Genomic DNA, 26,759 nt, shown 5'->3' with positions numbered 1-26,759 from the left:
TACCAGAGTAAAAAAGACTCAACATGGGTCCGGTCTTTAAAGGGCCGGACTCATTTTTTTCGTTTACGGAGATAAGGTTTCAGATTTCGGTAAACGTACATAACAATATCCAGGAGGAAAATAAAAATGGGATTAAACAAAAAATCAGTAGATGATATTAATGTAAAGGGACTTCGTGTTCTTTGCCGTTGTGATTTTAACGTACCATTAAAAGATGGAAAGATCACAGACGAGAACCGTTTAGTAGCAGCACTTCCTACGATCAAAAAATTAGTAGCGGATGGCGGAAAAGTAATTCTTTGCTCCCACTTAGGAAAACCAAAGGGAGAGCCAAAACCAGAGTTATCTTTAGCACCTGTAGCAGTAAGACTTTCCGAGTTATTAGGACAGGAAGTAAAATTTGCAGCAGATAACGAAGTAGTAGGACCAAATGCAAGAGCAGCCGTAGAGGCAATGAAAGATGGAGACATCATCCTTTTAGAGAATACACGTTACAGAGCAGAAGAGACAAAGAATGGAGAGGCTTTCTCAAAAGACCTTGCTTCTATCTGTGATGTATTTGTAAACGATGCATTCGGTACAGCTCATAGAGCACACTGCTCTAACGTAGGTGTGGCTGAATTAGTAGATACAGCAGTTGTTGGATATCTGATGCAGAAAGAGATCGATTTCTTAGGAAATGCAGTAGAGAATCCGGTAAGACCTTTCGTAGCGATCTTAGGTGGTGCAAAAGTAGCAGATAAATTAAACGTTATCTCTAACTTACTTGAGAAATGTGATACCCTGATCATCGGTGGTGGTATGGCTTACACATTCTTAAAAGCACAGGGAAAAGAGATCGGATTATCTTTAGCAGATGACAGCAAGATTGATTATTGTAAAGAAATGATGGAAAAAGCTGAGAAGCTTGGTAAGAAATTATTACTTCCAATTGATACAACCATTGCAGCAGGATTCCCTGATCCGATCGATGCACCGATCGATGTAAAAGTAGTACCGGCAGATTCAATCCCGGCAGATATGGAAGGTTTAGACATCGGAACAGAGACAGCAAAATTATATGCAGATGCAGTAAAATCTGCTAAGACTGTTGTATGGAACGGACCGATGGGTGTATTTGAGAACCCGACACTTGCAGCAGGAACAATTGCAGTAGCAAAAGCATTAGCTGAGACAGATGCAACAACCATCATCGGTGGTGGTGATTCCGCAGCAGCAGTAAACCAGTTAGGATTTGGTGACAAGATGACCCATATCTCAACAGGTGGTGGAGCTTCCTTAGAGTTCTTAGAAGGAAAAGAGCTTCCGGGTGTAGCAGCAGCGAACGATAAATAGGATATTTCGTAAGTTCAAATGTAGTGAAGAACGAACTTCCTTGTTTTTTATAGGATCAATACATACAAAAAAGGAGAATAAAACAATGGCAAGAAAGAAAATTATTGCAGGTAACTGGAAAATGAACAAGACTCCAAGCGAGGCAGTAGCATTAGTAAAGGAGTTAACTCCATTAGTAAAAAATGATGACGTAGACGTAGTATTCTGCGTACCTGCTATCGACATCATCCCGGCTATGGAAGCTGCAAAAGGTACAAACATCAACATTGGTGCTGAGAACATGTACTTTGAGGAGAGCGGAGCATACACAGGAGAGATCGCTCCAAACATGTTAGTAGATGCAGGCGTAAAATACGTTGTATTAGGACATTCCGAGAGAAGAGAATACTTTGCAGAGACAGATGAGACTGTAAACAAAAAAGTATTAAAAGCATTTGAGCATGGTATTACACCGATCATCTGCTGCGGTGAGTCTTTAACACAGAGAAAACAGGGTATCTACATTGACTGGATCCGTATGCAGATCAAGATCGCATTCCAGGATGTAACAGCAGATCAGGCTAAGAAAGCAGTAATCGCTTACGAGCCAATCTGGGCTATCGGAACAGGCGAGACAGCTACATCTGATCAGGCAGAAGAAGTATGTGCAGCAATCCGTGCATGCATCGCAGAAGTATATGATGATGCAACAGCAGCAGAGATCCGTATCCAGTACGGCGGATCTGTAAATGCAGGAAATGCAGCAGAGTTATTTGCAAAACCTGACATTGACGGTGGTTTAGTTGGAGGAGCATCCCTCAAAGCTGACTTTGGTAAGATCGTAAACTACAAATAATCATAACGATGATATATCATGATAAGCAGCGGTGTTTACATCGCTGCTTATTACAGTTAAAGACAAACGCAGAGAAAAGAAACTTGAGAGGAACCTATGAAACGAAGGCTTCAAAAGGCAGGGATCATTTTAAGTATCCTTCTTGTGATCTTAGCAACAGGATATTTTGCAGGAACATGGTACTTAAAACAAAAAAATGAAGATACGAAGCAGACAACTGCACAGGCAGATGGGCAGAAGGCAGAAGCTGACAAGGAACAGGAAGCAGGAGCAAGGTCAGATCTGCAGACAGAATATGATACAATTTTAGAAAAATGCCAGAAAGAATTTATCAGTAATCGTCCGATCGATGAAAATTTTTTGGCATGGTTTCATTCTAAATATGGAGATGAGACATTAAAAAAAGTAGCAGATGAAGTAGAAAAGGAAAATCAGGATCCGAATATATGGTATACATTGACCGGCAATACGATGCAGGTGCTCTGGGTCTACTATTGCCAGGATACCGGATATCAGTCTGAACTGTTAGAAAATATCTATGACAAAGAATGTGCAGGGGAAGAGACCGTGTTGGATTTTACCGGAGACATCAATCTGTCGGAGGGCTGGTCTACGACCGTATTTATGGACAGACAGCCAGATGGCATTTATGATTGTCTGTCATCCGATCTAATGTTAGAACTGCAAAGTGCGGATATTTTGCTGATCAACAACGAATTTACCTATAGTAACAGAGGAACACCGTTAGCCGGAAAGGCATATACGTTCCGGGCGGCGCCATCCCGCGTGGAAGTGTTACAGCAGCTTGGTGCGGATATTGTTTCCCTTGCAAATAATCATGTTTATGATTATGGAGAAGAAGCACTGTTAGATACAATGGATACACTAGAGCAGGCACAGATACCCTATGTGGGAGCCGGCAGGAATTTAGAAGAAGCAGAAAAAATTGTTTATTTTATTGCAAATGGCAGAAAAATTGCAATAGTAGCTGCAACACAGATAGAACGTTCGTATTCCTATACAAAAGAAGCAACGAAAGACAGTCCCGGAGTGTTAAAGACCTTAAAACCTGACAAATTTACGGAAGTGATCCGAAAAGCAAAGAGTAACAGTGATATTGTCATTGCATATCCGCACTGGGGAACGGAAGGAAATCATTCCTATGGAGCAGACCAGAAGGAATTAGCGGAAGCATTTGTAAGTGCAGGAGCCGATGTGATCATTGGAGGACACACACATTGTTTACAGGGAATTGCTTATATAGAGGACGTACCGGTTCTCTACAGTCTGGGAAATTTCTGGTTTAATAACAAGACCTTAGATACCGGAGTAGCACAGGTGCGGATACAAAAAGACGGAAGTATCCGTTTGCGGTTTTTGCCATGTATCCAGTCGGGAACGAGGACCAGACTCCTGACCGATGGAAGCCAGAGGACAGAGGTTTTGGATTTTATGCGGGGACTTTCAAAGGATGTTTCCATAGATGAAGAAGGATATGTAACAAATTTATCGAAGTAGTTGAAAAATGTGTAGATTTGTTTTAAGATAAGTCTGAAAGTGATAAGAAAAGAGGAATTGAGTATGAGTAAAAAACCAACCGTATTAATGATTTTAGATGGATATGGTCTGAATAAGACCACAAAAGGAAATGCAGTAGCAGAGGCAAAGACTCCGGTCATGGACAAACTGATGAAAGAGTATCCGTTTGTAAGAGGTAATGCCAGCGGCTTAGCAGTAGGACTTCCGGATGGACAGATGGGTAATTCAGAAGTAGGACATCTGAACATGGGAGCAGGACGTATTGTATATCAGGAGCTTACAAGAATCACCAAAGATATTGAAGAAGGAACTTTCTTTGAGAATGAAGCACTTTTAAAAGCAGTAGAAAACTGCAAGAAAAATAACAGTGACCTTCATTTCTTCGGACTCTTATCCGATGGTGGTGTACATAGCCACAATACACACCTCTATGGCTTATTAGAGTTAGCAAAGAGAAACGGATTATCCAATGTATATGTACACTGCTTCTTAGACGGACGTGATACACCGCCTGCAAGCGGAAAAGATTTTGCAATTGCATTAGAGGATGAAATGAAAAAGATCGGCGTGGGTAAGATCGCATCTGTTTCCGGACGCTACTATGCAATGGACAGAGATAACAACTATGACCGTGTAAAATTAGCATATGATGCACTGACAAAAGGCGAGGGACAGACCGCTGCAAGTGGACCGGAAGCAATTCAGCAGTCCTATGACAAAGATGAGACAGATGAGTTCGTAAAACCAACCGTAGTTATGGAAAACGGTGCTCCGGTTGCAACTATTAAAGATAACGATTCTGTTGTTTTCTTCAACTTCCGCCCGGACCGTGCAAGAGAGATCACCAGATGCTTCTGCGATGATGATTTCAAGGGATTTGACAGAGGTGCAAGAATTAAGACAACCTTTGTATGCTTTACCGATTATGATCCGACGATCCCGAATAAATTTGTGGCATTCCCGAAGGTTGCCGTAACCAATACATTCGGTGAGTGGCTTGCAGCAAATCATATGACACAGGCCCGTATTGCAGAGACAGAAAAATACGCACATGTAACTTTCTTCTTCAACGGTGGTGTAGAAGAACCGAATGAGGGAGAAGACAGAATCTTAGTAAACTCTCCAAAGGTTGCTACCTATGACTTAAAACCGGAGATGAGTGCTTACGAAGTATGCGATAAATTGACAACAGCCATCCGTTCCGATAAATATGATGTTATCATCATCAACTTTGCAAACCCGGATATGGTAGGTCATACCGGAGTAGAAGAAGCTGCGATTAAGGCGGTAGAAGCAGTAGATGAATGTGTCGGAAAAGCAGTAGAGGCGATCAAAGAAGTCGATGGTGTAATGTTCATTTGTGCAGACCACGGAAATGCAGAGCAGTTGATCGACTACGAGACAGGTGCTCCGTTTACCGCACATACCACCAATCAGGTACCATTTATCTTAGTAAACTATGATCCTGCATATACCTTAAGAGATGGCGGATGCTTAGCAGATATCGTACCAACTCTGATCGAGACCATGGGAATGAAACAGCCGGCAGAGATGACCGGAAAATCCCTGTTGATCAAAAAATAAGACGATCGATCGTCAAAAATATATCGGATGAAAAGCAGACCCTGGAATTTCAAAATCCCGAAATGGTTTTGGAGTTTCAGGGTTTTTTATAACGTGGTTATTAGCACAACTTATAAATGGAAGAAATTACACAAAAAAACTAATAAAAATATCAGAATTTTCTACACCCGGAAAAACACAACTCCGGTCAAATCCGTTGACTTTCCAAAACGCCCTGTATTATAATTTTTTCTGTAGTATGTAAACAGAGTTTAAGTTATGGAAAGCATAGAAAATGGAGGACGACATGAGTACACAGGAATTTTTGCCAATTAAAGAAGGAAAAGTACGCGAGGTATATGATATCGGAGAAAGCCTCATTATCACAGCGACAGACAGAATCTCAGCATTTGACCACATTTTGAAGAATCAGATTACCCAAAAGGGTGCGATCTTAACACAGATGTCTAAGTTCTGGTTTGATTTTACGAAAGATATCGTACCAAACCATATGCTTTCCGTTGATGTGAAAGATATGCCGGAATTTTTCCAGCAGGAAAAATTTGACGGAAACAGCATGATGTGCAAGAAGTTAGAGATGCTTCCGATCGAGTGCATCGTGCGCGGATATATTACAGGAAGCGGATGGGAGAGTTATAAGGAAAACGGAACAGTCTGCGGGATTACATTACCGGAGGGCTTAAAAGAGTCAGACAAGCTGCCGGAGCCGATCTATACACCAAGTACCAAAGCAGAGATCGGACTGCATGATGAAAATATATCCTTTGAAAGAAGTGTAGAGATTTTAGAGGAAATCTATCCGGGAAAAGGTGCGGACTACGCAAACCAGATCAAGGACTGTACCATTGCATTGTATAAAAAATGTGCAGAGTATGCGTTGAGCAAAGGCATTATCATTGCAGATACCAAGTTTGAGTTCGGTTTAGACGAGAACGGAAACGTAGTGCTTGGAGATGAAATGCTCACACCGGACAGCTCCAGATTCTGGCCATTAGAGGGATATGAAGCAGGAAAATCCCAGCCATCCTTTGACAAACAGTTTGTCAGAGACTGGTTAAAAGCAAATCCGGACAATGATTATCTGCTGCCGGAAGAAGTTGTCATAAAAACCGTAGACAAATATAAAGAGGCTTATGAATTGCTGACTGGTACAAAATTCGATTAATTCTGCATAGAGAATTACAGGCAGTAAGAAGAATACCGGTGGTCTAAAGACAGCCGGGTAGTGAAAGGTTAAAACTTTATGAAGAATAAAGAATTAGAAAAAAATACACCGTGGGATGATCTGCATGAGGAATGTGGCGTCTTTGGAATGTATGATTTTGATGGACATGATGTGGCATCCACAATCTATTATGGTTTATTTGCATTGCAGCACCGCGGACAGGAGAGCTGTGGTATTGCAGTCAGCAAGACAGACGGACCAAAAGGAAAAGTGACCACACATAAGGATATGGGACTGGTGAATGAAGTCTTTACTCAGGATATTTTAGAGTCCATGAAAGGAGATATCGGAGTCGGTCATGTCCGCTATTCTACAGCCGGAGCCTCCACACGAGAGAATGCACAGCCATTGGTGTTGAACTATGTGAAGGGAACCTTAGGATTAGCTCACAACGGAAATCTGATCAATGCAAATGAGCTTCGCAGAGAATTAGAGTATACCGGAGCGATTTTCCAGACAACGATCGATTCAGAGGTCATTGCTTATCATATCGCAAGGGAACGCCTTAATTCCGATAACGTAGAAGAAGCAGTGCGAAGAGCAGCACAAAAGATTCAGGGGGCTTTTGCACTGGTTGTCATGAGTCCCAGAAAACTGATCGGCGCAAGAGATCCATATGGATTTAAACCGCTCTGTATCGGAAAAAGAGACAATGCCTATATTTTAACATCGGAAAGCTGTGCCTTAGACACACTCGGAGCAGAATTTGTCCGTGATGTGCTGCCGGGTGAGGTGGTTACGATCACGCCGGAAAAAGGAATCGTATCCGATACCACGATGTGTTTAGAGAAAGAAAGACAGGCACGTTGTATTTTTGAATATATTTATTTTGCAAGACCGGACAGCCAGATCGATGGGATCGGAGTCTATGATTCCAGAATTAAAGCAGGCAGATTTTTAGCAATGGATTCACCGGTAGAGGCAGACTTAGTCGTAGGCGTGCCGGAATCGGGAAATGCGGCAGCACTTGGATATGCCATGGAATCGGGAATCCCTTATGGAACGGCATTTGTAAAAAATGGCTATGTCGGAAGAACCTTTATCAAGCCAAAACAGAGCAACCGCGAATCCAGTGTAAAGATCAAGCTGAATGTCCTAAAAGAGGCAGTAGATGGAAAACGAGTCATCATGATAGACGATTCCATTGTGCGAGGAACAACCTCTGACCGTATCGTGCGTATGCTAAGGGATGCAGGGGCAACAGAAGTACATGTACGGATTTCCTCCCCGCCATTCTTATGGCCTTGTTATTTTGGAACCGATATTCCGGAAAGAGAGCAGCTGATCGCCTATAACCGGACGATAGAAGAGATCCGGGATGTGATCGGTGCGGATTCCCTAGGCTATTTAGAGATTCCAAGATTAGAAGAATTAGTCAACGGATTGTCCATCTGTAAAGGATGCTTTACAGGAAAATATCCGATGGAACCGCCAAAAGAGGACATCCGCGGAGACTTTGAGAGATGATCATAGTTCAATCATAACCATATAAAGCAGATACCCCGTATACGAAAGGAGACACCTATGTCAACAGACAGATATAACAGTCCGCTCTCAGAGCGCTATGCAAGTAAAGAAATGCAGTATATTTTTTCACCGGATATGAAATTCCGTACCTGGAGAAAACTCTGGATCGCGCTTGCAGAGACAGAAATGGAATTAGGTCTTTCCGAGAATGGAAAACCGGTCATCACACAGGAGCAGATCGATGAGTTAAAGGCAAATGCCGAGGATATTAATTATGAAGTGGCAAAAGAGCGTGAAAAGTTAGTACGCCATGATGTTATGAGCCATGTGTATGCTTATGGACAGCAGTGCCCAAAGGCAGCAGGTATCATTCATTTAGGAGCAACCTCCTGTTATGTGGGTGACAATACGGACATTATCGTCATGAACGAGGCACTGAAATTAGTCCGTAAAAAATTAGTCAATGTGATCGATGAACTTGCAAAATTTGCAGACGAATATAAAGAACTGCCGACACTGGCATTTACACATTTCCAGCCGGCACAGCCGACTACCGTAGGAAAACGTGCAACACTCTGGATGCAGGAATTTTTAATGGATTTAGAGGATTTAGAGTATGTACAGAACAGCTTAAAACTCTTAGGCTCTAAAGGAACGACAGGAACACAGGCAAGTTTTCAGGAGTTATTCGCAGGAGATCAGGAAACCATCGATAAGATCGATCCGATGATCGCGAAAAAAATGGGATTTGCAGAATGTTATCCGGTATCCGGTCAGACCTATTCAAGAAAAGTAGATACCAGAGTAGCAAATGTTTTAGCAGGCATTGCAGCAAGTGCGCATAAGATGTCAAATGATATCCGTCTGCTCCAGCACTTAAAAGAAGTAGAAGAGCCATTTGAGAAAAACCAGATCGGTTCCTCCGCGATGGCATATAAGAGAAATCCGATGCGGAGTGAGCGTATTGCATCTCTTTCCCGCTATGTGATGATCGATGCCTTAAATCCGGCGATCACATCTGCAACACAGTGGTTTGAGAGAACGTTAGACGATTCCGCAAACAAGCGTTTAAGCATTCCGGAAGGCTTCCTTGCCATTGACGGTATTTTAGATTTATGTCTGAACGTCGTAGACGGACTGGTAGTATATGATAAGGTTATCCGCAAACACATGATGGCAGAGCTTCCGTTCATGGCAACCGAAAATATTATGATGGATGCCGTAAAAAATGGAGGTAACCGTCAGGAGATGCACGAAAAGATCCGTCAGCTTTCCATGGAGGCAGGAAAGAATGTCAAAGAGGAAGGAAAAGACAACAATCTTTTAGAACTGATCGCAGCAGATCCGGCATTCAATCTGACCTTAGAAGAATTAGAAAAATCTATGGACCCTGCAAAATATGTGGGAAGAGCACCGATCCAGGTAACCGCATTCTTAGAAAATGTCATAAAACCGGCATTAGAAGAACGCAAAGACCTGCTTGGCGTAGAGGTTGAAATCAACGTATAAAAGGACAGGATATCGCAGCAAAATCGTAAAGCGGCAAAAATAACAGCATAGAGAACAGATTAAAAAAACGGCAATGATCTTTAGAGAGTTGCCGTTTTTTTGCATAATTTTGAATGGATCGGACAGGATAACAGAAAAAAGAGTGAGGAAGAGATATGAACAGTTTTTATCCGATTACAGAAGTAAAAGCAAGACAGATTTTAGACTCCAGAGGAAATCCGACCATTGAAGCAGAAGTAAAGGTATCCGATTATATTGTGGGAAGTGCCGCTGTCCCATCCGGTGCGAGTACCGGACGGTTTGAAGCAGTAGAGCTTCGCGATGGTACCACAGAATACTTTGGACTTGCCGTACAGAATGCCGTGCGTCATGTCAATGAACGGATCGCAAAAGAAATCATCGGTATGAATGTATTAGAGCAGGAAAATATCGATGCAAAGATGATCGCCTTAGATGGCACGGAAAATAAAGTCAATCTTGGTGCCAATGCGATGTTAGCAGTCTCTATGGCAGTGGCAAGAGCGGCGGCAAATGCGTTAGAGATCCCACTTTACCGTTATCTTGGAGGCTGTCACACAAGATTGCTCCCGGTTCCGATGATGAATATTTTAAACGGTGGAAAACATGCGGCGAATACCGTGGATTTTCAGGAATTTATGATCATGCCGGTGCAGGCAGAGGATTTTTCGGATGCACTGCGTAAATGTGCCGAGGTCTACCACAATTTAAAGAGATTATTAGAAGAAAAAAATTATGCCACAGGTGTTGGGGACGAGGGTGGTTTTGCCCCGGATCTGCCGGATGCAAAGGCAGTCCTGAAGTTTATCGTCAAAGCGATCGAGGCAGCCGGTTACGAGGCAGGGACAGATTTTAAAATTGCAATAGATGCAGCGGCAAGTGAGCTATACTGTGAAGAGGACGGCATGTATCACTTTGAGGGCGAAGGAAAGTTAAAAGATGAAGAAGTCTTAAGGGATACGAATGAAATGATCTCATACTATGAGGAATTGATCGAAGAGTTCCCGATCATTTCGATCGAAGACGGGTTAGACGAAGATGACTGGGATGGCTGGAAAGCAATGACAAAGCGTTTAGGCGACCGTGTCCAGTTAGTCGGAGACGATCTGTTTGTAACGAATACCAAACGTCTGGATTTAGGAATTAAGTTTCATACCGGCAATGCCATTTTGATCAAAGTCAATCAGATCGGTACGGTGACAGAGGCAATGGATGCGATCGAATTAGCTCAGAAAAATGCATTTCGTGCAGTGATCTCCCATCGTTCCGGGGAAACAGAGGATTCTTTTATTGCAGACCTTGCCGTAGCGGTCAATGCAGGGCAGATAAAAACAGGAGCACCATGCCGGAGTGAGCGTGTCGCAAAATACAACCGGCTTCTTCGGATTGAAGAAGAGATGAAGGAAGCAGCCAAATATACGAATCCATTTAACAAGATTTAATACCGGGTTTTGGGCGAAAACCCTTGCATAGACATAGAAAGTATGATATACTTTACCAAGTTACGAGTGGAGGAAACTACAGGAGGTGTCACAAGTGGCAGTTTTAAAAACGATATTAACAGTAGTATTAATTCTTATAAGTATCATCATTACAGCTATTATTTTATGTCAGGAAGGTAAATCCGCAGGACTTGGAGCAATTGCAGGTGCATCCGATACCTATTGGAGCAAGCATAAAGACCGTTCCATGGAAGGTGTCTTAGTTAAAGCAACCAGAGCTTTGGTCGCACTGTTTTTAATACTTTCCATTGTATTGAATATAGGAAGTTTCTAAAGGAAATGCAGGGCTGTCGTTGATGCGACAGTCCTTTTTGAGTTTAATAGGAGAATTATGGATCACGAAGCATTAGAAAAAAGAAAAAAAACCATATACAGTCTCTTGTGTGATGACTTTTATGTGCCAATGAAAGCCAAAGAGATGGCTATGCTCTTACAGATTCCGAAAAGCCAGAGAGCAGAATTGCAGGAAGTGTTAGACGCACTGGTGGCTGACGGCAAGGCAGATGTCAGCAAAAAGGGAAAATACAGTAAGGCAAAACATCATTTTGTAACCGGTGTATTTGAGAGTCATCCAAAAGGGTTTGGATTTTTACGGATGGAAGAGGGCGAGGATATCTATATTCCGGAATCTGAAGTCCATGGAGCCATGCATTTAGATACCGTACAGGTAAAGATCATGCCGTCGACCGGAGGAAAGAGGAAAGAGGGTTCAATCGTAAAAATCTTAGAACACGGTGTCACAAAAGTAGTCGGTTATTACGAACAGAGTAAAAATTTTGGATTTGTAGTGCCGGATAATCAGAAGATCGCAAATGACATTTTTATTCCGATCGAGCGTTCCAAAGGAGCAGTCAGTGGTCATAAGGTAGTCTGCGAGATTACCGATTACGGCAGAGACGGCAGAAAGCCGGAGGGAAAAATTGTTGAGATCTTAGGTCATGTCAATGATCCGGGAGTGGATATTCTATCCATCGTAAAAGCCTACGATCTTCCGATAGAATTTTCGGAAAAGATTTTAAATCAGGCAGAGCGTGTGGCAAAAGAGGTCAGTGAAGCCGATATGGCAGGCAGAATGGACATAAGGGACTGGCAGACGGTCACCATCGATGGCGAAGATGCCAAGGACCTGGATGACGCGATCACACTGACCGAAGAAGATGGCATATATACGTTAGGTGTCCACATTGCAGATGTAACGAATTATGTGCAGGAGCACTCCGCTTTGGATGTTGAGGCCGAGAAGCGTGGAACCAGTGTCTATTTAGTAGACCGTGTGATCCCAATGCTGCCGCACACATTATCGAATGGAATCTGTTCGCTGAATCAGGGCGAGAACCGTCTGGCATTGAGCTGTATTATGAAATTTGACGACAAGGGAAAACTGTTAGATCATGTGATCGCAGAGACTGTTGTGCGGGTGGACAGACGTATGAGTTACACCAGTGTCAAAAAAATTTTACAGGAACAGGATGAGAAAGAGCGGGCAGAATACGAAGAACTGATCCCGATGTTTGAGCGGATGGAAAAGTTAGCAGCCATTTTGCGGAAAAAACGCATGAAGCGTGGCTCAATTGACTTTGATTTTCCTGAGACAAAGATCATTTTAGATAAAAAGGGAAATCCGGTGGATATCCGCCCGTATGAGCGGAATGTTGCAACAAAGATCATTGAAGATTTTATGTTAGCAGCAAACGAAACGGTTGCCGAGGACTATTTCTGGCAGGAGATACCGTTCGTTTACCGGACACATGAGAATCCCGATGAGGAAAAGATCCAAAAACTGTCTACGTTTATCAATAACTTTGGTTACAGTATGCATATCGCAAAGGATGAGGTACATCCAAAAGAACTGCAAAAGCTGTTAGAACAGATCGATGGAACACCCGAAGAACCTTTGATCAGCCGACTGACCCTGCGTTCGATGAAGCAGGCAAAGTATACGGTGGATTGTACCGGGCATTTTGGCTTAGCGGCAAAATACTACTGTCATTTTACTTCTCCGATCCGCAGATATCCGGATCTGCAGATCCATCGTATTATCAAAGAGAATCTGCGTGGCAGGATGAATGATACCAGAAAGGCACATTATGAGAAGATCCTGCCGGAAGTTGCATTACATGCAAGCAAGCGGGAACGGTTAGCAGAAGAGGCAGAGCGTGAGACAGATAAACTCAAAAAAGTGGAGTATATGAGTCAGCACATTGGAGAGACTTTTGAAGGTGTCATATCCGGTGTTACCCGGTATGGCATGTATGTAGAGCTTGCAAATACAATAGAGGGTATGATCCGTGTCACGGATCTGACAGACGATTATTACAACTACAGCGAAGAAACCTATGAACTGATAGGAGAAGTTACAAATAAGCATTACAAACTCGGTCAGAGACTAAAGATCCGTGTAAAAGATACCGATACTTTTATGCGGACGATAGATTTTGAGTTAGCGGAGGAAGAAGATGGCAAAGGAAAGTATCAAGCTGATCGCGAACAATAAAAAAGCCAGACATGATTATTTTTTAGAAGAAAAATATGAGGCGGGAATTGCACTTCACGGCACAGAAGTCAAATCCCTGCGTATGGGAAAATGCAGCATCAAGGAATCTTTTATCCGTATTGAGAACGGAGAGGTCATTATCTATGGCATGCATATCTCTCCTTATGAAAAAGGAAATATTTTTAACAAAGATCCGCTGCGCCCGAAAAAACTTCTGATGCACAAGGCAGAGATTCGTAAACTGCAAGGCAAGATTGCAGAAAAAGGGTATACCTTAGTCCCGGTGGAAGTATACTTAAAGGGTGGATTAGTCAAAGTACAGATTGCATTGGCAAAAGGTAAGAAGCTCTATGATAAGCGCGATGACATTGCAAAGAAAGACCAGAGGCGTGAAGCGGAGCGGAATTTCAAGGTAAAGAATCTTTATTAAAAAAGGAACCCTTGACGGCTGAAATGATCGCGTCTATAATAGCAGGTGTAGAAGTGACCTACACCCGAATTCGGGGTAGTAATGGTTTCGACAGGGATGATGAAGCTGGAGAAGCGAGTCGAAAGAAATTGCGTCAAATTTCACAATTAAATTTAAACGCTGAAGATAATTTAGCATACGCTGCCTAAGTGCAGCAGTCTGACCTAGGGCACTCACACCTTAGGAGCCAGGCTTCGACTATGTGAGAAACGACTTATGCTAAGCTTTGCACATAAGGGCGTATTATGAAGCTACTAAAGCGGTAACTGTGTCTGTTGCAGGTATCGTGGAGGGAATGTTAAATCACAGACTACACTCGTAGAAGTACAGGGGATTTGTTTTTGGACACGGGTTCGACTCCCGTCTACTCCATTAAAACTGAACCAGTCGAACTCTGTATAGGATCTTATCGTATACAGAAATCGGTTTTGTTTGGTGTATTGAAGAAAATAGGAATTCTCTAAAAGAAAATTCGTACATAGATTATTATTATCATGGATCAATTGAGATTTTGATAAAATTATTTGAATGATAAAATGGAAATGTAAGGAATGTGTCAGATTATACTGCATCAGACATAAAGGCAATTCTACCATGTGAATACTTGGGGGTATAACAAACAGGCACCAACGGAAAGAAAAATTTAAGTTATTTTGGCATTTTGAAATTATAAGGAGATATTCCTGATTTAGACTAGGGATATCCCCTTGATTACGTTTTAAGATTTTTTGAGAATTCATGTTAAGGGGGAATGTTTGTGCCAACATTTCCGCAGAAAAGAAAGATGTGCGGACTGGTGTATTCAGAAGCAATGGTGACTATTTGTTATATGAATGCCCAATTAATATACTGACACGGATAAAAATTTTGATGGTTTTAAAATTGCAGGACTTATGATATAATTGTAAGCTGTATGAAACGATTATGTTTACACAGCCAGACAACAACATATAAGACAAAGAACATTAAGAGTATTGCCAGAAGAAACGATTAAAATGTGGACAGCATAAAAAAGAAAAAGCCTTAATGATTGTGTAATAAATTGTGCAGTAAAATAACATAGAAAGGCAAAGATGCCGGGAAAGCAGGCATTTTTGAACAGGTAAAGATAAAAATGAAATTAGGTATCGTTGGATTACCAAACGTAGGAAAAAGTACATTGTTTAACTCCCTTACCAAAGCAGGGGCAGAGTCAGCAAACTATCCATTCTGTACCATTGACCCGAATATCGGTGTGGTAGCAGTACCGGATGAGCGTTTGCAGAAGTTAGGCGAGATGTATCAGTCAAAAAAAGTAACACCGGCAGTCATTGAATTTGTAGATATTGCAGGACTTGTAAAGGGAGCGAGCAAAGGAGAGGGACTTGGAAACCAGTTCCTTGCAAACATCCGTGAGGTAGATGCGATCGTGCATGTGGTCAGATGTTTTGAGGATACCAATGTCGTACATGTGGATGGAAGTGTAGATCCGGTCCGTGATATAGAGACCATCAATTTAGAACTTATATTTTCAGATATAGAGATTCTTGACAGAAGAATTGCCAAGACAGCAAAAGGTGCAAGAATGGACAAGACCCTTGCAAAAGAACTTGCTCTGTTAGAAAAGATCAAGGCACACTTAGAAGAAGGAAATCTGGCAAAAACCTTTGAACTTGGCGAAGATGAGGATGAGCAGAAGTGGTTTAAAGAATATAATCTGTTGACGGCAAAACCTGTGATTTATGCAGCAAACGTATCAGAAGATGATTTAGCAGATGACGGTGCATCCAATGCTTATGTGCAGAAAGTGCGCGAACACGCAAAAGAAGAAGCGTGCGAAGTATTTGTTATCTGTGCACAGATCGAGCAGGAGATTGCAGAATTAGATGATGAAGAAAAAGCAATGTTCTTAGAGGAACTTGGTTTAAAAGAATCAGGACTTGAAAAACTTATCAAGGCAAGTTATTCCCTGCTTGGATTGATCAGCTACCTGACAGCAGGAGAAGATGAGACAAGAGCATGGACGATCAAGATCGGAACAAAAGCACCGCAGGCAGCCGGAAAGATCCATACGGATTTTGAACGTGGATTTATCCGTGCAGAGGTAGTCAATTATCAGGATTTACTCGATTGTGGAAGCCTTTCAGCCGCAAAAGAAAAAGGTCTGGTAGGACTGGAAGGAAAAGAATATGTCGTAAAAGACGGCGATGTAATCTTATTCCGCTTTAATGTATAAAAATATTACACATAGAGCACAGTTCTTTTTATCATGCATACAATGGATACAAGAGAACAGTATGTGAGTAAAAAATGAGACTGTGTGAATTGAGAGAAAAGAATGTCATCAATGTCTGTGACTGTCATTGTTTAGGGCATGTGATGGATCTCGAACTGGATGAGTGTACCGGGTGCATCAAAGCACTGATCGTACCGGGACCGGCGAGGTTCTGGGGATTTTTCGGAAGAGACTGTGAGTTTTTTATTCCATGGTGTAATGTCATACGGATCGGACCGGATATTATCTTAGTCGATGTAAAAGTAGATGAAATCAAAAAGAGACTGTAAGCAGAGTTACATAATCTGTGAAATGGTTGACAATAATTGACGAAATGTTTATAATTGGGGCAAATAGTATGTCCAAGGAGGAACATGGGATGAAATGTCCGTTTTGCAGCAGTGAAAATACGAGGGTCATCGACTCAAGACCGGCGGATGATAATAACTCGATTCGCCGCCGCAGATTATGTGATGAATGTGGAAAGCGCTTTACTACTTATGAAAAAGTAGAGACCATACCGCTGATCGTCATCAAGAAGGATAATAACAGGGAGCAGTATGACCGCACCAAGATAGAGGCGGGGATACTTCGTGCCTGCCATAAAAGACCGATTTCCGTCAACCGGATCAATCAGTTGATCGATGATGTGGAGACCGAGATTTTTAACCGTGAAGAAAAAGAAATCCCAAGTTCCGTCATTGGAGAGATCGTCATGGATAAGCTCAAGGATTTAGAGGCAGTTGCATATGTAAGATTTGCCTCTGTATATCGTGAGTTTAAAGATGTCAACACCTTTATGAATGAATTAAAGAAGATTTTGGATAAATAAAAGCGGTAGCTGTTAAAGTTTTTACGAATGAAGCCGATAAAACTAATATGTGAGAACTTAGGATAAGCGAAAGAAGGTTTTGAAGTTATGGAAATTTCAAAAATCCGTCCTTATGAAGGATATTATGACAACTCCATAGGTCGTGTGACAGGTAATTCCGGTAGTGATCAGATCAGTAATCCGATAGAGAATTTTTCTACAGGGAAAATGCAGTCTGTAAAACCGGAACAAAAGCAGACTTTTGGTGCAGCAGAGTATGCCGATACATATCAGCCGGGAAAAGAATATCCTTTAAAGGGGGTCGACAGTGATATCCGGAGTCTGGATGTTCAAAAAGCCGTTTCTGATATGAAAAAAGATGAAGTGCTTCATCAGTATCAGTTCTTTGTAGGACACAGTGCATCCGCAGAGACAGCAAAACCGGTAGTTCCAATGCCGGAAATCGAAGATTTTTCGTTCAAATAAATAGAACTGAGATATGGAAGAGGATTCTTAGAATCTTCTTCTTTTTTTGACCGAAAAAGAAAAAGTCTGAACTTAAGGGAACAGGAGAACAAACAGAAGAACAATTGGCAAAGAAACAAGGAAATAATTAGCAAACATAGTTGAAAAACAAAAACGATAGGTATAAAATAAAAATATAAGATTAACGGAGAAGATGAAAGACCTTGGGAGGTGTTTTTAATGTTTGATTTTGATTCCTATATCCGATTGCTGCGGGAGGATCCGAAGACGATCGTATTGCCGGAAGGTACAGACCCACGTGTCATAGAGGCTGCATCGCGGCTGTTAGCAGGTAATTTTTTGCAGCCGATCCTGATCGGCGAAGAGGATGCCGTATGGGAAGCGGCACAGGAAGCGGGTTATAATATCCGTGGAGCAAAGATTTTAACACCGTCTACCTATGAAAAAATGGATGAGATGGTGGAACAATTTTGTGAGATACGGGCAAAGAAGGGCATGACGCAGGAAAAAGCGAGAGAGATTTTAAAAGATCCAAACTATTTTGGAACCATGCTCATTAAAATGGGAGAATATGATTCCCTGCTTGGCGGTGTGATGCATTCTGTCATAGATACGATCAAACCGGCATTAGAGATCATTGGAACAAAAGAGGGAAACAATCTGGTTTCTTCCTGTATCGGACTGGTACGTCCGCGGGCAACCGGTGATAGTGAAGTCATTGTATTAGGCGACTGTGCTTTGAACATCAAGCCGACAGAAGATGAACTGGTTGAGATCGCACATGAGACCGCGAATTGCGCAAGAGACTTTGGAATCGATCCAAAGATTGCATTTTTAAGCTACTCTACACATGGTTCCGGCAAAGGTCCGGATGTGGATCGTATGTGTAATGCTGCCAATAAATTTGCCGAAAAATATCCGCATATGGAGAGCATCGGAGAAGTGCAGTTTGATGCGGCAGTATCACCGGCAGTTGCAGCAACCAAATGTCCGGGTTCGGAGATCGCAGGACATACGAACACCTTTATTTTCCCGGATTTAAGTGCAGGAAATATCGGATATAAGATTGCAAGATATTTAGGTAATTTTGAAGCCTTTGGACCGATATTATTAGGTCTGAACGCACCGATTAATACACTTTCAAGAGAGTGCTCTGCATCGGAAGTATACCATATGTCCATTTTGACTGCAGCCATGTTAGGCCACAGGGATCATTCTAAGGATTCCTAGATACATAGACGGTATTCTTTTTAGAAAAACGTGCATATTAGAATAAAGAACTTGATACGCAACTGAGTGTGTGATAAACTGCAAGATGTGTTTATGATGCACTCAGTTGTTTATTGTAAGGAGACAGAAAAGATATGAGGATCACAGCAAAGGACAGTGTGTGTCTGATCGTGGATTATCAGGAGAAGATCCTTCCTGCGATCGCAGACAGGGAGAGACTGATAGAAAACAGTGTAAAACTTTTACAGGGACTTCGGATATTAGGGATCCCGATGGTCATGACGGCTCAGTACAGCAAGGGGCTTGGAGTGAATATCCCGCCAATTTGTGAAGCGGCAGGGATGGAGAAATTTTCTGATAAAAAAACTTTTTCAAGCGCAGGCTGTCAGGAGGTTTTAGAAGCGGTCAAAGACAAAAAGTATGTCATCATCTGTGGAATCGAAGCACATGTATGTGTGTTACAGACCGTGATCGATCTAAAAGAAATGGGATATCAGCCGGTACTGGTAGAGGATTGCATTTCTTCGAGAAACCTGCATGACAAAGAGATCGCATTGCTGCGGGCAAGAGATGAGGGAGCATTGCTTACAACCAGCGAGTCCATTTTATTTGAATTGACCGTAACCGCAGAGCATGAGCAGTTCAAACAGATTTCAAAATTGGTGAAGTAAGATGTTGAAGAGATTTTATCCGGGAGAATATGTGGATTCCACATATGAGATTGATTTTGATGCACTGTACCGCGAGGGATATCGGGGAATTATTTTTGACATAGACAATACACTTGTTCCACATGGAGCACCGGCAGATGAACGGGCAAAGAAGCTGTTTGCACATCTGAAGGAACTGGGATTTTCCTGTTGTCTGTTGTCAAACAATAAAGAACCGCGTGTTAAAATGTTTAACGATGATGTGCAGGTGCAGTATATTTTTAAAGCAGGAAAACCAAAGTGTTTTGGTTATGAAAAGGCAATGGAGCGGATGGGAACGGACAGGAGCAACACCTTGTTTGTCGGAGATCAGATCTTTACGGATATTTATGGAGCAAACCGTACAGGGATCCGTACGATCATGGTCCGCTATATCCATCCAAAAGAAGAGATACAGATTGTATTAAAACGTAAGTTAGAAAAAATCGTACTGTTTTTTTACAGAAGATATCAGAAACGAACAAAGTAAGAGAGGACGAAGGAAAATGAAAATCGCAATCGGAAATGACCATGCTGCAGTAGAGATGAAGCAGGAGATCCGGACTTATTTAGAAGAAAAAGGATATGAAGTGATCAATTTTGGAACAGATACCCATGAAAGCTGCAATTATCCGGAATATGGTGAAGCAGTCGGACGTGCAGTTGCAGAAGGAAAGGCAGACTGTGGAGTCCTGATCTGTGGAACAGGGGTCGGAATTTCTTTAGCAGCCAATAAAGTGCCGGGAGTCTTAGCAGCAGTCTGCTCAGAGCCAACCACGGCAAGACTCGCAAAGGAGCATAATAACGCAAATATCATCGCATTTGGTGCAAGGATTGTCGGAATGGAGGCAGCAAAAAGTATCGTAGATGCTTATTTAGGAGCAGAATTTTTAGGTGGCCGCCACCAGACGAGAGTCGATATGATTTATGCGATCGAGAAAAAATAGTAAGAAAAAATGCAATTAACAGTTGAAATATATACCATTTTATTATAAAATGGAAAGAGCGATTATCGTGGTTGATAACGAGAGAGAATGAGGAGGAATACTAGATGGTATCAGCAGGAGATTTCAGAAATGGTATTACAATCGAATTAGAGGGTAATATTTATCAGATTATTGAATTTCAGCATGTAAAACCGGGTAAAGGTGCAGCATTTGTTAGAACAAAATTAAAAAATATCAAAAGTGGTGGAATCGTAGAGAAGACTTTCCGTCCAACAGAAAAATGCCCACAGGCAAGAATTGACAGAGCGGACATGCAGTACTTATATTCTGATGGAGATTTATTCCACTTTATGGATACTACAACATATGAGCAGATCGCTTTAGATGCAGACACGATCGGAGATGCATTAAAGTTTGTAAAAGAGAACGAGATGGTAAAGACCTGTTCTTACAAGGGCAGTGTATATGCCGTTGAGCCACCATTATTTGTAGAACTTGAGATCACAGAGACAGAGCCTGGATTCAAAGGTGATACAGCACAGGGTGCAACAAAACCTGCAATCGTAGAGACCGGAGCATCTGTAAACGTACCGCTGTTCGTAGAGCAGGGTGATGTGATCAAGATTGATACAAGAACCGGTGAGTATTTATCCAGAATCTAATACGGACAGAAATATGAGAAAAAGAAGCAGTAAGATGCATGAAAATGCGTGTTACTGCTTTTTTAAACGTTCTGGCATTTCTTGACAGAAAGCATGGACTGGGATAAAATAAAAAGCCGTGGAGAGAGTAGATACTGGAGGAAATATTTTGGCAGATTTAAGAGAAGAAATAGAGAAAAGACGAACCTTTGCGATCATTTCCCATCCGGATGCAGGTAAGACAACTTTGACGGAAAAGTTCCTGCTCTATGGAGGGGCGATCAATTTAGCGGGTTCCGTAAAAGGAAAAGCGACAGCAAGACATGCTGTTTCCGACTGGATGGAGATAGAAAAAGAGAGAGGTATTTCCGTAACATCCTCGGTATTGCAGTTTAACTATGACGGATACTGCATCAATATATTGGATACACCGGGACATCAGGATTTCTCGGAGGACACCTATCGTACACTGATGGCAGCGGATTCCGCGGTAATGGTCATCGATGCATCCAAAGGTGTTGAGGCACAGACAAGAAAATTATTCAAAGTCTGTGTGATGCGTCACATTCCGATCTTTACCTTTATCAATAAAATGGACCGTGATGCGAATGATACGTTTGAATTATTAGATGATATTGAAAAGGAGTTAGGAATAGAGACCTGTCCGATCAACTGGCCGATCGGTTCCGGAAAAGATTTTAAGGGTGTCTATGACCGTAACACCAAAAAAGTCATGACTTTTTCTGATACCTTAAAAGGTACCAAAGAAGGAGAGCAGAAAGAAATTGACATTGATGATCCGGCATTAAAAGAAGAACTTGGGGAAGACTATTGGAGTCAGCTCATGGATGAGATTGAACTGTTAGATGGAGCAAGTGCGGAATTTGATCAGGACATGGTTTCAAAAGGAGAGCTGTCCCCCGTTTTCTTTGGTTCCGCGCTGACAAACTTTGGTGTGGAGACATTTTTACAGCACTTTTTAAAAATGACCTATTCGCCGCTTCCTAGAAATTCAGATATCGGGCCGATCGATCCGTTTTCTGAGGATTTTTCGGCATTTGTCTTTAAAATACAGGCGAATATGAATAAGGCGCACCGCGACAGGATCGCATTCATGCGTATCTGTTCCGGAAAATTTGAAGCCGGAATGGAAGTCATGCACATTCAGGGCGGTAAAAAAATAAGACTTGCCCAGCCACAGCAGATGATGGCACAGGAGCGTCACATTGTGGAAGAGGCATATGCAGGAGATATTATCGGTGTCTTTGATCCGGGTATTTTTTCTATTGGAGATACCATTGAGACCTCTGCAAAACCGTTCCGTTATGAAGGAATCCCGACTTTTGCACCGGAGCATTTTGCAAGAGTCCGTCAGGTAGATACGATGAAAAGAAAGCAGTTTGTCAAGGGAATCACCCAGATTGCGCAGGAAGGTGCGATCCAGATTTTTCAGGAGTATCATACCGGTATGGAAGAGATCATTGTTGGCGTAGTCGGTGTCCTGCAGTTTGATGTGCTCAAATATCGTTTGGAAAATGAGTATAATGTAGAGATTCATATGGAAAATCTTCCGTATGAGCATATCCGCTGGATCAAGAACAAAGAACTGGATTTAGATAAGCTGACAGGAACTTCTGATATGAAAAAAATCCAGGATTTAAAGGGCAATCCATTGCTGTTGTTTATCAATGCATGGAGTGTCGGTATGGTATTAGACCGCAATGAAGGGTTAGAATTAGAAGAGTTTGGTAGAGATTAGGAGGAATGACACATGGAAGTAACAAAGATTACAAACGACAATTTTGAAGAAGAAGTATTAAAAAGTACGGTTCCGGTTGTCTTGGATTTTTGGGCAGACTGGTGCGGACCGTGTAAAATGCAGTCACCGATCATTGAGGAAGCTGCCGAGGCAATGGGCGATCGTGTAAAATTCGGAAAAGTCAATGTAGATGAAGAAGCAGCATTGGCACTGAAATATCAGATCATGAGTATTCCGACTTTAGTAGTTATGAAGGATGGGATTTTTAAAGGAAAAGCCATCGGACTTCAGAACATGGAGGCAATTAATCAGTTAGTTGCCGATGCCATAAAGGAGTAATACAGCGATATTTAAAAACAATTTCAGAAAAAATAATTTTCAGAAACACAATTTTAAAGACGGCTTCTTGACGCAAACAGGAAAAGACATGTATAATGGAACAGTTGATAAATCTATCAGCTGTTTCTTTTTTTATCTTTTGAAATTATCATAAAATCAGTTGACAATCCCATCAAAGTATAATATGATTAGAACAGAAACGAACATACGTTTGCGAAAAGGAGATAAAATAATGGCAAAGAATGATAAAAATGATAAATTAGACGCGTTAGAATCCGCAATTTCACATATTGAGAAGCAGTATGGAAAAGGTGCGATCATGAAGTTAGGAGATTCCCAGAGGGATATGAATGTGGAGACGATACCGACAGGATCTTTAAGTCTTGACATTGCCTTAGGAGTCGGAGGAATCCCAAGAGGAAGGATCGTAGAGGTCTATGGACCGGAATCCAGTGGTAAGACAACCGTAGCCTTACATATGGTCGCAGAGGTACAGAAAAGAGGCGGAATTGCAGGATTTATTGATGCAGAGCATGCGTTAGATCCGGTTTATGCAAAGAATATCGGAGTAGATATTGATAATCTGTATATTTCTCAGCCGGACAGTGGAGAGCAGGCATTAGAGATTACCGAGACCATGGTACGTTCCGGTGCCGTGGACATTATTATCGTAGACTCGGTTGCCGCATTAGTACCGAAGGCAGAGATCGAAGGTGAGATGGGAGACTCCCATGTGGGCTTACAGGCACGTCTGATGTCACAGGCGCTTCGGAAACTGACATCTATTATCAGTAAATCCAACTGTATTGTAATCTTTATCAACCAGCTCCGTGAAAAAGTCGGTGTCATGTTTGGAAGTCCGGAGACGACAACCGGAGGACGCGCATTGAAGTTTTATTCTTCGATCCGTTTAGATGTCCGCAGAATGGAATCTTTAAAACAGGGCGGAGAGATTATCGGTAACCATACAAGAATTAAGGTTGTAAAGAATAAGGTGGCACCGCCATTTAAAGAAGCAGAATTTGATATCATGTTTGGAAAAGGAATCTCAAAAGAGGGAGATATCTTAGACTTAGCAGCACAGATCAATGTAGTAAATAAGTCCGGTGCATGGTATGCCTATAATGGAGAGAAGATCGGTCAGGGCCGTGAGAATTCTAAGAATTATCTCAAAGAGAATCCGGCCATCTGTGATGAGATCGAACAGAAAGTCAGAGACTTCTATCAGTTAGATGGTTCTACAGAAGACGAAGCTGAAGCAGCAGACGAGACAAAGACAGCAGCAAAAGCAGAGAAAAAGGCAGAAAAGAAGCAGGAGTCTGAGGAATAAAGATGTATATTGAACGGATAGAGCAGCTTGAAAAGGGAAGACGAAGGCTTGTGTTTGAAACAGGGGAACGTCTGGTATTATACAAAGGCGAGATACGTTCTTATGATCTGTCTGAGGGACAGGACATTCCGGAGACACTTTATCAGGAACTGCTCTGTGATGTTCTTGGAAAACGGGCGACAAAGCGGGCAATGCATCTGTTAGAAAAGCAGGACCGGACCGAGTACCAGCTTCGTGAAAAACTGCGTCAGAACGAATATCCGAAAGAAGCAGTGGAGCAGGCGATCGCCTATGTCAAGAGTTATCACTATATCGATGATCTGCGTTATGCCTGCAGCTATGTCCGTTATCAGAAAGAGAAGAAGAGCAACCGCAGACTTCAGCAGGATTTACAGAAGAAAGGGGTTGCAAAAGAGTTCATCGAACAGGCACTTTTAGAAGAGGGCAATGAAGATGAGACAGATGCGATCCAAAGATTGTTAGAGAAAAAGGGTTATACGCCGGAAATGCCAAGAGAACAGGCAAATAAGATTTATCAGTTCCTATTACGCAGAGGCTACAAAAGTTCAGATATCTTGTATGTCATGCGTTCAGAATACTTGACATAATACTAAATAAAGTATAAAATTTAACTGTTGTTATTTATGACAGATAAAGTGAAAGACTTTGTTATATGTACAATGAAAATTAAATAAAGGAGGTGCTCCTGTGCTACAAGTAATAATTGCTGTAATTCTTACCTGTATTATTACTGCAATTCTTACAGCTGCAATCACGATATCCTATCGCAAGAAGGTTGCTGAGGCGAAGGTTGGAAGTGCGGAAGAGAAAGCGCGCGAGATTATCGATGAAGCCGTAAAAAATGCGGAGACAAAGAAGCGTGAATCTTCCTTAGAGATTAAAGAAGAATCGATCCGTGCAAAGAACGAACTTGATAAAGAGATCAAGGAACGCAGAGCGGAGATCCAGAGAAATGAACGCCGTATTGAGCAGAAGGAAGCGAATATCGACCGCAAGTTAGAAGCAGTTGAGAAGCGTGAAGCCGGATTTGCAGCGAAAGAAGAAGAGATCAACAGGGAAAAAGAAGAAGTTGCAAGATTACATGAAGAGCGTGTACAGGAACTAGAGAGAATCTCAGGTCTTACCTCCGAACAAGCGAAAGAATATCTTTTAAAAACCATTGAAGACGATGTTAAAATTGATACTGCAAAGTTAATCAAGGAAATGGAAAGCAAGGCAAAGGAAGAAGCCGGTAAGAAAGCGAAAGAATATGTGGTAACTGCCATTCAGAAATGTGCAGCTGACCATGTCGCAGAGACGACGATTTCCGTTGTACAGCTTCCAAACGATGAGATGAAAGGAAGGATCATCGGTAGAGAAGGTCGTAATATCCGTACATTAGAGACGATGACGGGTGTGGACTTGATCATTGATGATACTCCGGAGGCAGTCATTCTCTCAGGATTTGATCCGATCCGTAGAGAGGTGGCGAGAATTGCATTGGAAAAATTAATTGTGGACGGACGTATCCATCCTGCAAGGATTGAGGAGATGGTCGAAAAGGCACAAAAAGAAGTGGAAACAATGATTCGTGAAGAAGGTGAAGCAGCAACCTTAGAGGTTGGTGTTCACGGAATTCATCCGGAACTTGTTCGTTTACTTGGTAAAATGAAATTTAGAACAAGTTATGGTCAGAATGCATTGAAACATTCTATTGAGGTTGCACAATTAGCCGGACTGTTAGCAGCAGAAGTCGGTGTGGATGTCAGAACTGCAAAACGTGCAGGTCTGTTACATGACATCGGTAAATCCGTAGACCATGAGCAGGAAGGTTCACATATCCAGATTGGTGTGGAACTCTGTAGAAAATACAAAGAGTCTCCGATCATTATCAATGCGGTAGAATCACATCATGGTGATGTGGAACCGGAATCTTTGATCGCATGTCTTGTACAGGCAGCAGATACGATCAGTGCTGCACGTCCTGGTGCAAGAAGAGAGACATTAGAGACATATTCCAATCGATTAAAACAGTTAGAAGATATTACAAATGGTTTCAAAGGAGTAGACAAATCTTTTGCTATTCAGGCAGGTAGAGAGATTCGAGTTATGGTAGTTCCTGATCAGGTCAGCGATGCCGATATGGTATTGTTAGCACGCGATATTTCCAAACAGATTGAAGCTGAACTGGAATATCCGGGTCAGATTAAGGTAAATGTAATTCGCGAGTCCAGAGTAACAGATTACGCGAAATAATAAATCTTAGACAGGAATAGGTAATGATGCAGACCGTCGT

At 41.9% G+C, this 26,759-nt stretch carries 25 protein-coding genes and 1 other RNA gene; all 26 read left to right on the top strand.

Annotation, left to right across the window (positions count from 1 at the left end; genetic code table 11):
• The first annotated feature begins 126 nt into the window (after window positions 1–126).
• The 26 genes from WMO43_RS05695 (at window position 127) to rny (ending at window position 26,719) form a co-directional block, all read left to right on the top strand.
• Entirely contained in the window at window positions 127–1,335 is a 1,209-nt protein-coding gene (locus tag WMO43_RS05695) for a phosphoglycerate kinase (protein WP_353530499.1), read from the top strand.
• Between the two features lie 85 nt (window positions 1,336–1,420).
• Window positions 1,421–2,170: a triose-phosphate isomerase gene (tpiA, locus tag WMO43_RS05690; RefSeq protein WP_353530498.1), complete on the top strand. Its 750-nt coding sequence runs from the start codon at window positions 1,421–1,423 to the stop codon at window positions 2,168–2,170.
• 96 nt (window positions 2,171–2,266) lie between these two features.
• The gene (locus WMO43_RS05685) at window positions 2,267–3,688 is read left to right on the top strand and encodes a CapA family protein (protein ID WP_177962759.1); all 1,422 of its coding nucleotides are present in this window, start codon (window positions 2,267–2,269) and stop codon (window positions 3,686–3,688) included.
• A 63-nt stretch (window positions 3,689–3,751) separates the two neighbouring features.
• Complete coding sequence (gene gpmI / locus WMO43_RS05680; protein WP_177962760.1) at window positions 3,752–5,293, top strand: 2,3-bisphosphoglycerate-independent phosphoglycerate mutase; 1,542 nt, start codon at window positions 3,752–3,754, stop codon at window positions 5,291–5,293.
• Between the two features lie 286 nt (window positions 5,294–5,579).
• Window positions 5,580–6,458 (top strand): phosphoribosylaminoimidazolesuccinocarboxamide synthase, encoded by an 879-nt coding sequence (locus tag WMO43_RS05675; RefSeq protein ID WP_353530496.1) that lies wholly within the window; start codon window positions 5,580–5,582, stop codon window positions 6,456–6,458.
• Between the two features lie 78 nt (window positions 6,459–6,536).
• The gene (purF, locus tag WMO43_RS05670; protein WP_353530495.1) at window positions 6,537–7,985 is read left to right on the top strand and encodes an amidophosphoribosyltransferase; all 1,449 of its coding nucleotides are present in this window, start codon (window positions 6,537–6,539) and stop codon (window positions 7,983–7,985) included.
• Between the two features lie 57 nt (window positions 7,986–8,042).
• Window positions 8,043–9,494 (top strand): adenylosuccinate lyase, encoded by a 1,452-nt coding sequence (gene purB, locus WMO43_RS05665; protein WP_177962763.1) that lies wholly within the window; start codon window positions 8,043–8,045, stop codon window positions 9,492–9,494.
• Between the two features lie 155 nt (window positions 9,495–9,649).
• Window positions 9,650–10,954 (top strand): phosphopyruvate hydratase, encoded by a 1,305-nt coding sequence (gene eno, locus WMO43_RS05660; protein WP_353530493.1) that lies wholly within the window; start codon window positions 9,650–9,652, stop codon window positions 10,952–10,954.
• A gap of 94 nt (window positions 10,955–11,048) precedes the next feature.
• A complete protein-coding gene (gene secG / locus WMO43_RS05655) occupies window positions 11,049–11,288 on the top strand; it encodes a preprotein translocase subunit SecG (protein ID WP_177962765.1) in 240 nt (79 codons plus the stop codon).
• Between the two features lie 57 nt (window positions 11,289–11,345).
• Entirely contained in the window at window positions 11,346–13,508 is a 2,163-nt protein-coding gene (gene rnr, locus WMO43_RS05650; RefSeq protein ID WP_353530492.1) for a ribonuclease R, read from the top strand.
• Window positions 13,471–13,938: an SsrA-binding protein SmpB gene (smpB, locus tag WMO43_RS05645; protein ID WP_177962767.1), complete on the top strand. Its 468-nt coding sequence runs from the start codon at window positions 13,471–13,473 to the stop codon at window positions 13,936–13,938. The genes rnr and smpB overlap by 38 nt, the downstream gene beginning before the upstream one ends.
• Window positions 13,939–14,010: 72 nt before the next feature.
• Window positions 14,011–14,352, top strand: a transfer-messenger RNA (tmRNA) gene (gene ssrA, locus WMO43_RS05640).
• A gap of 739 nt (window positions 14,353–15,091) precedes the next feature.
• Window positions 15,092–16,192: a redox-regulated ATPase YchF gene (ychF, locus tag WMO43_RS05635; RefSeq protein WP_177962125.1), complete on the top strand. Its 1,101-nt coding sequence runs from the start codon at window positions 15,092–15,094 to the stop codon at window positions 16,190–16,192.
• A gap of 74 nt (window positions 16,193–16,266) precedes the next feature.
• A complete protein-coding gene (locus WMO43_RS05630; RefSeq protein WP_177962124.1) occupies window positions 16,267–16,521 on the top strand; it encodes a YlmC/YmxH family sporulation protein in 255 nt (84 codons plus the stop codon).
• 89 nt (window positions 16,522–16,610) lie between these two features.
• Window positions 16,611–17,063, top strand: coding sequence for a transcriptional regulator NrdR (gene nrdR, locus WMO43_RS05625; RefSeq protein WP_353530490.1), 453 nt, complete (start codon window positions 16,611–16,613; stop codon window positions 17,061–17,063).
• Between the two features lie 87 nt (window positions 17,064–17,150).
• Window positions 17,151–17,528, top strand: coding sequence for a hypothetical protein (locus WMO43_RS05620; RefSeq protein WP_353530489.1), 378 nt, complete (start codon window positions 17,151–17,153; stop codon window positions 17,526–17,528).
• Window positions 17,529–17,747: 219 nt separating this feature from the next.
• On the top strand, window positions 17,748–18,758 hold the full coding sequence (gene pta, locus WMO43_RS05615; protein WP_177962121.1) for a phosphate acetyltransferase: 1,011 nt from the start codon (window positions 17,748–17,750) through the stop codon (window positions 18,756–18,758).
• 134 nt (window positions 18,759–18,892) lie between these two features.
• Window positions 18,893–19,429 (top strand): isochorismatase family protein, encoded by a 537-nt coding sequence (locus tag WMO43_RS05610; protein ID WP_177962120.1) that lies wholly within the window; start codon window positions 18,893–18,895, stop codon window positions 19,427–19,429.
• 1 nt (window position 19,430) lies between these two features.
• Window positions 19,431–19,937 (top strand): YqeG family HAD IIIA-type phosphatase, encoded by a 507-nt coding sequence (locus WMO43_RS05605; RefSeq protein ID WP_353530488.1) that lies wholly within the window; start codon window positions 19,431–19,433, stop codon window positions 19,935–19,937.
• A 16-nt stretch (window positions 19,938–19,953) separates the two neighbouring features.
• Window positions 19,954–20,394, top strand: a complete 441-nt coding sequence (gene rpiB, locus WMO43_RS05600) for a ribose 5-phosphate isomerase B (protein ID WP_353530487.1) — start codon at window positions 19,954–19,956, stop codon at window positions 20,392–20,394.
• Window positions 20,395–20,498: 104 nt separating this feature from the next.
• Window positions 20,499–21,056, top strand: coding sequence for an elongation factor P (gene efp, locus WMO43_RS05595; protein ID WP_177962117.1), 558 nt, complete (start codon window positions 20,499–20,501; stop codon window positions 21,054–21,056).
• Window positions 21,057–21,204: 148 nt separating this feature from the next.
• On the top strand, window positions 21,205–22,794 hold the full coding sequence (locus WMO43_RS05590) for a peptide chain release factor 3 (RefSeq protein ID WP_353530485.1): 1,590 nt from the start codon (window positions 21,205–21,207) through the stop codon (window positions 22,792–22,794).
• Window positions 22,795–22,806: 12 nt separating this feature from the next.
• The gene (gene trxA, locus WMO43_RS05585; RefSeq protein ID WP_353530483.1) at window positions 22,807–23,133 is read left to right on the top strand and encodes a thioredoxin; all 327 of its coding nucleotides are present in this window, start codon (window positions 22,807–22,809) and stop codon (window positions 23,131–23,133) included.
• Window positions 23,134–23,365: 232 nt separating this feature from the next.
• A complete protein-coding gene (gene recA / locus WMO43_RS05580) occupies window positions 23,366–24,463 on the top strand; it encodes a recombinase RecA (RefSeq protein ID WP_177962114.1) in 1,098 nt (365 codons plus the stop codon).
• A gap of 2 nt (window positions 24,464–24,465) precedes the next feature.
• Window positions 24,466–25,071 (top strand): regulatory protein RecX, encoded by a 606-nt coding sequence (locus WMO43_RS05575; protein ID WP_177962113.1) that lies wholly within the window; start codon window positions 24,466–24,468, stop codon window positions 25,069–25,071.
• 115 nt (window positions 25,072–25,186) lie between these two features.
• The gene (rny, locus tag WMO43_RS05570) at window positions 25,187–26,719 is read left to right on the top strand and encodes a ribonuclease Y (protein ID WP_434784169.1); all 1,533 of its coding nucleotides are present in this window, start codon (window positions 25,187–25,189) and stop codon (window positions 26,717–26,719) included.
• Window positions 26,720–26,759 lie beyond the last annotated feature (40 nt).

The organism is Maccoyibacter intestinihominis (genome assembly GCF_040096355.1).
In the GTDB taxonomy this organism is placed as follows: domain Bacteria; phylum Bacillota; class Clostridia; order Lachnospirales; family Lachnospiraceae; genus Maccoyibacter; species Maccoyibacter intestinihominis.
This window is presented reverse-complemented; position numbering and strand designations above follow the sequence as displayed.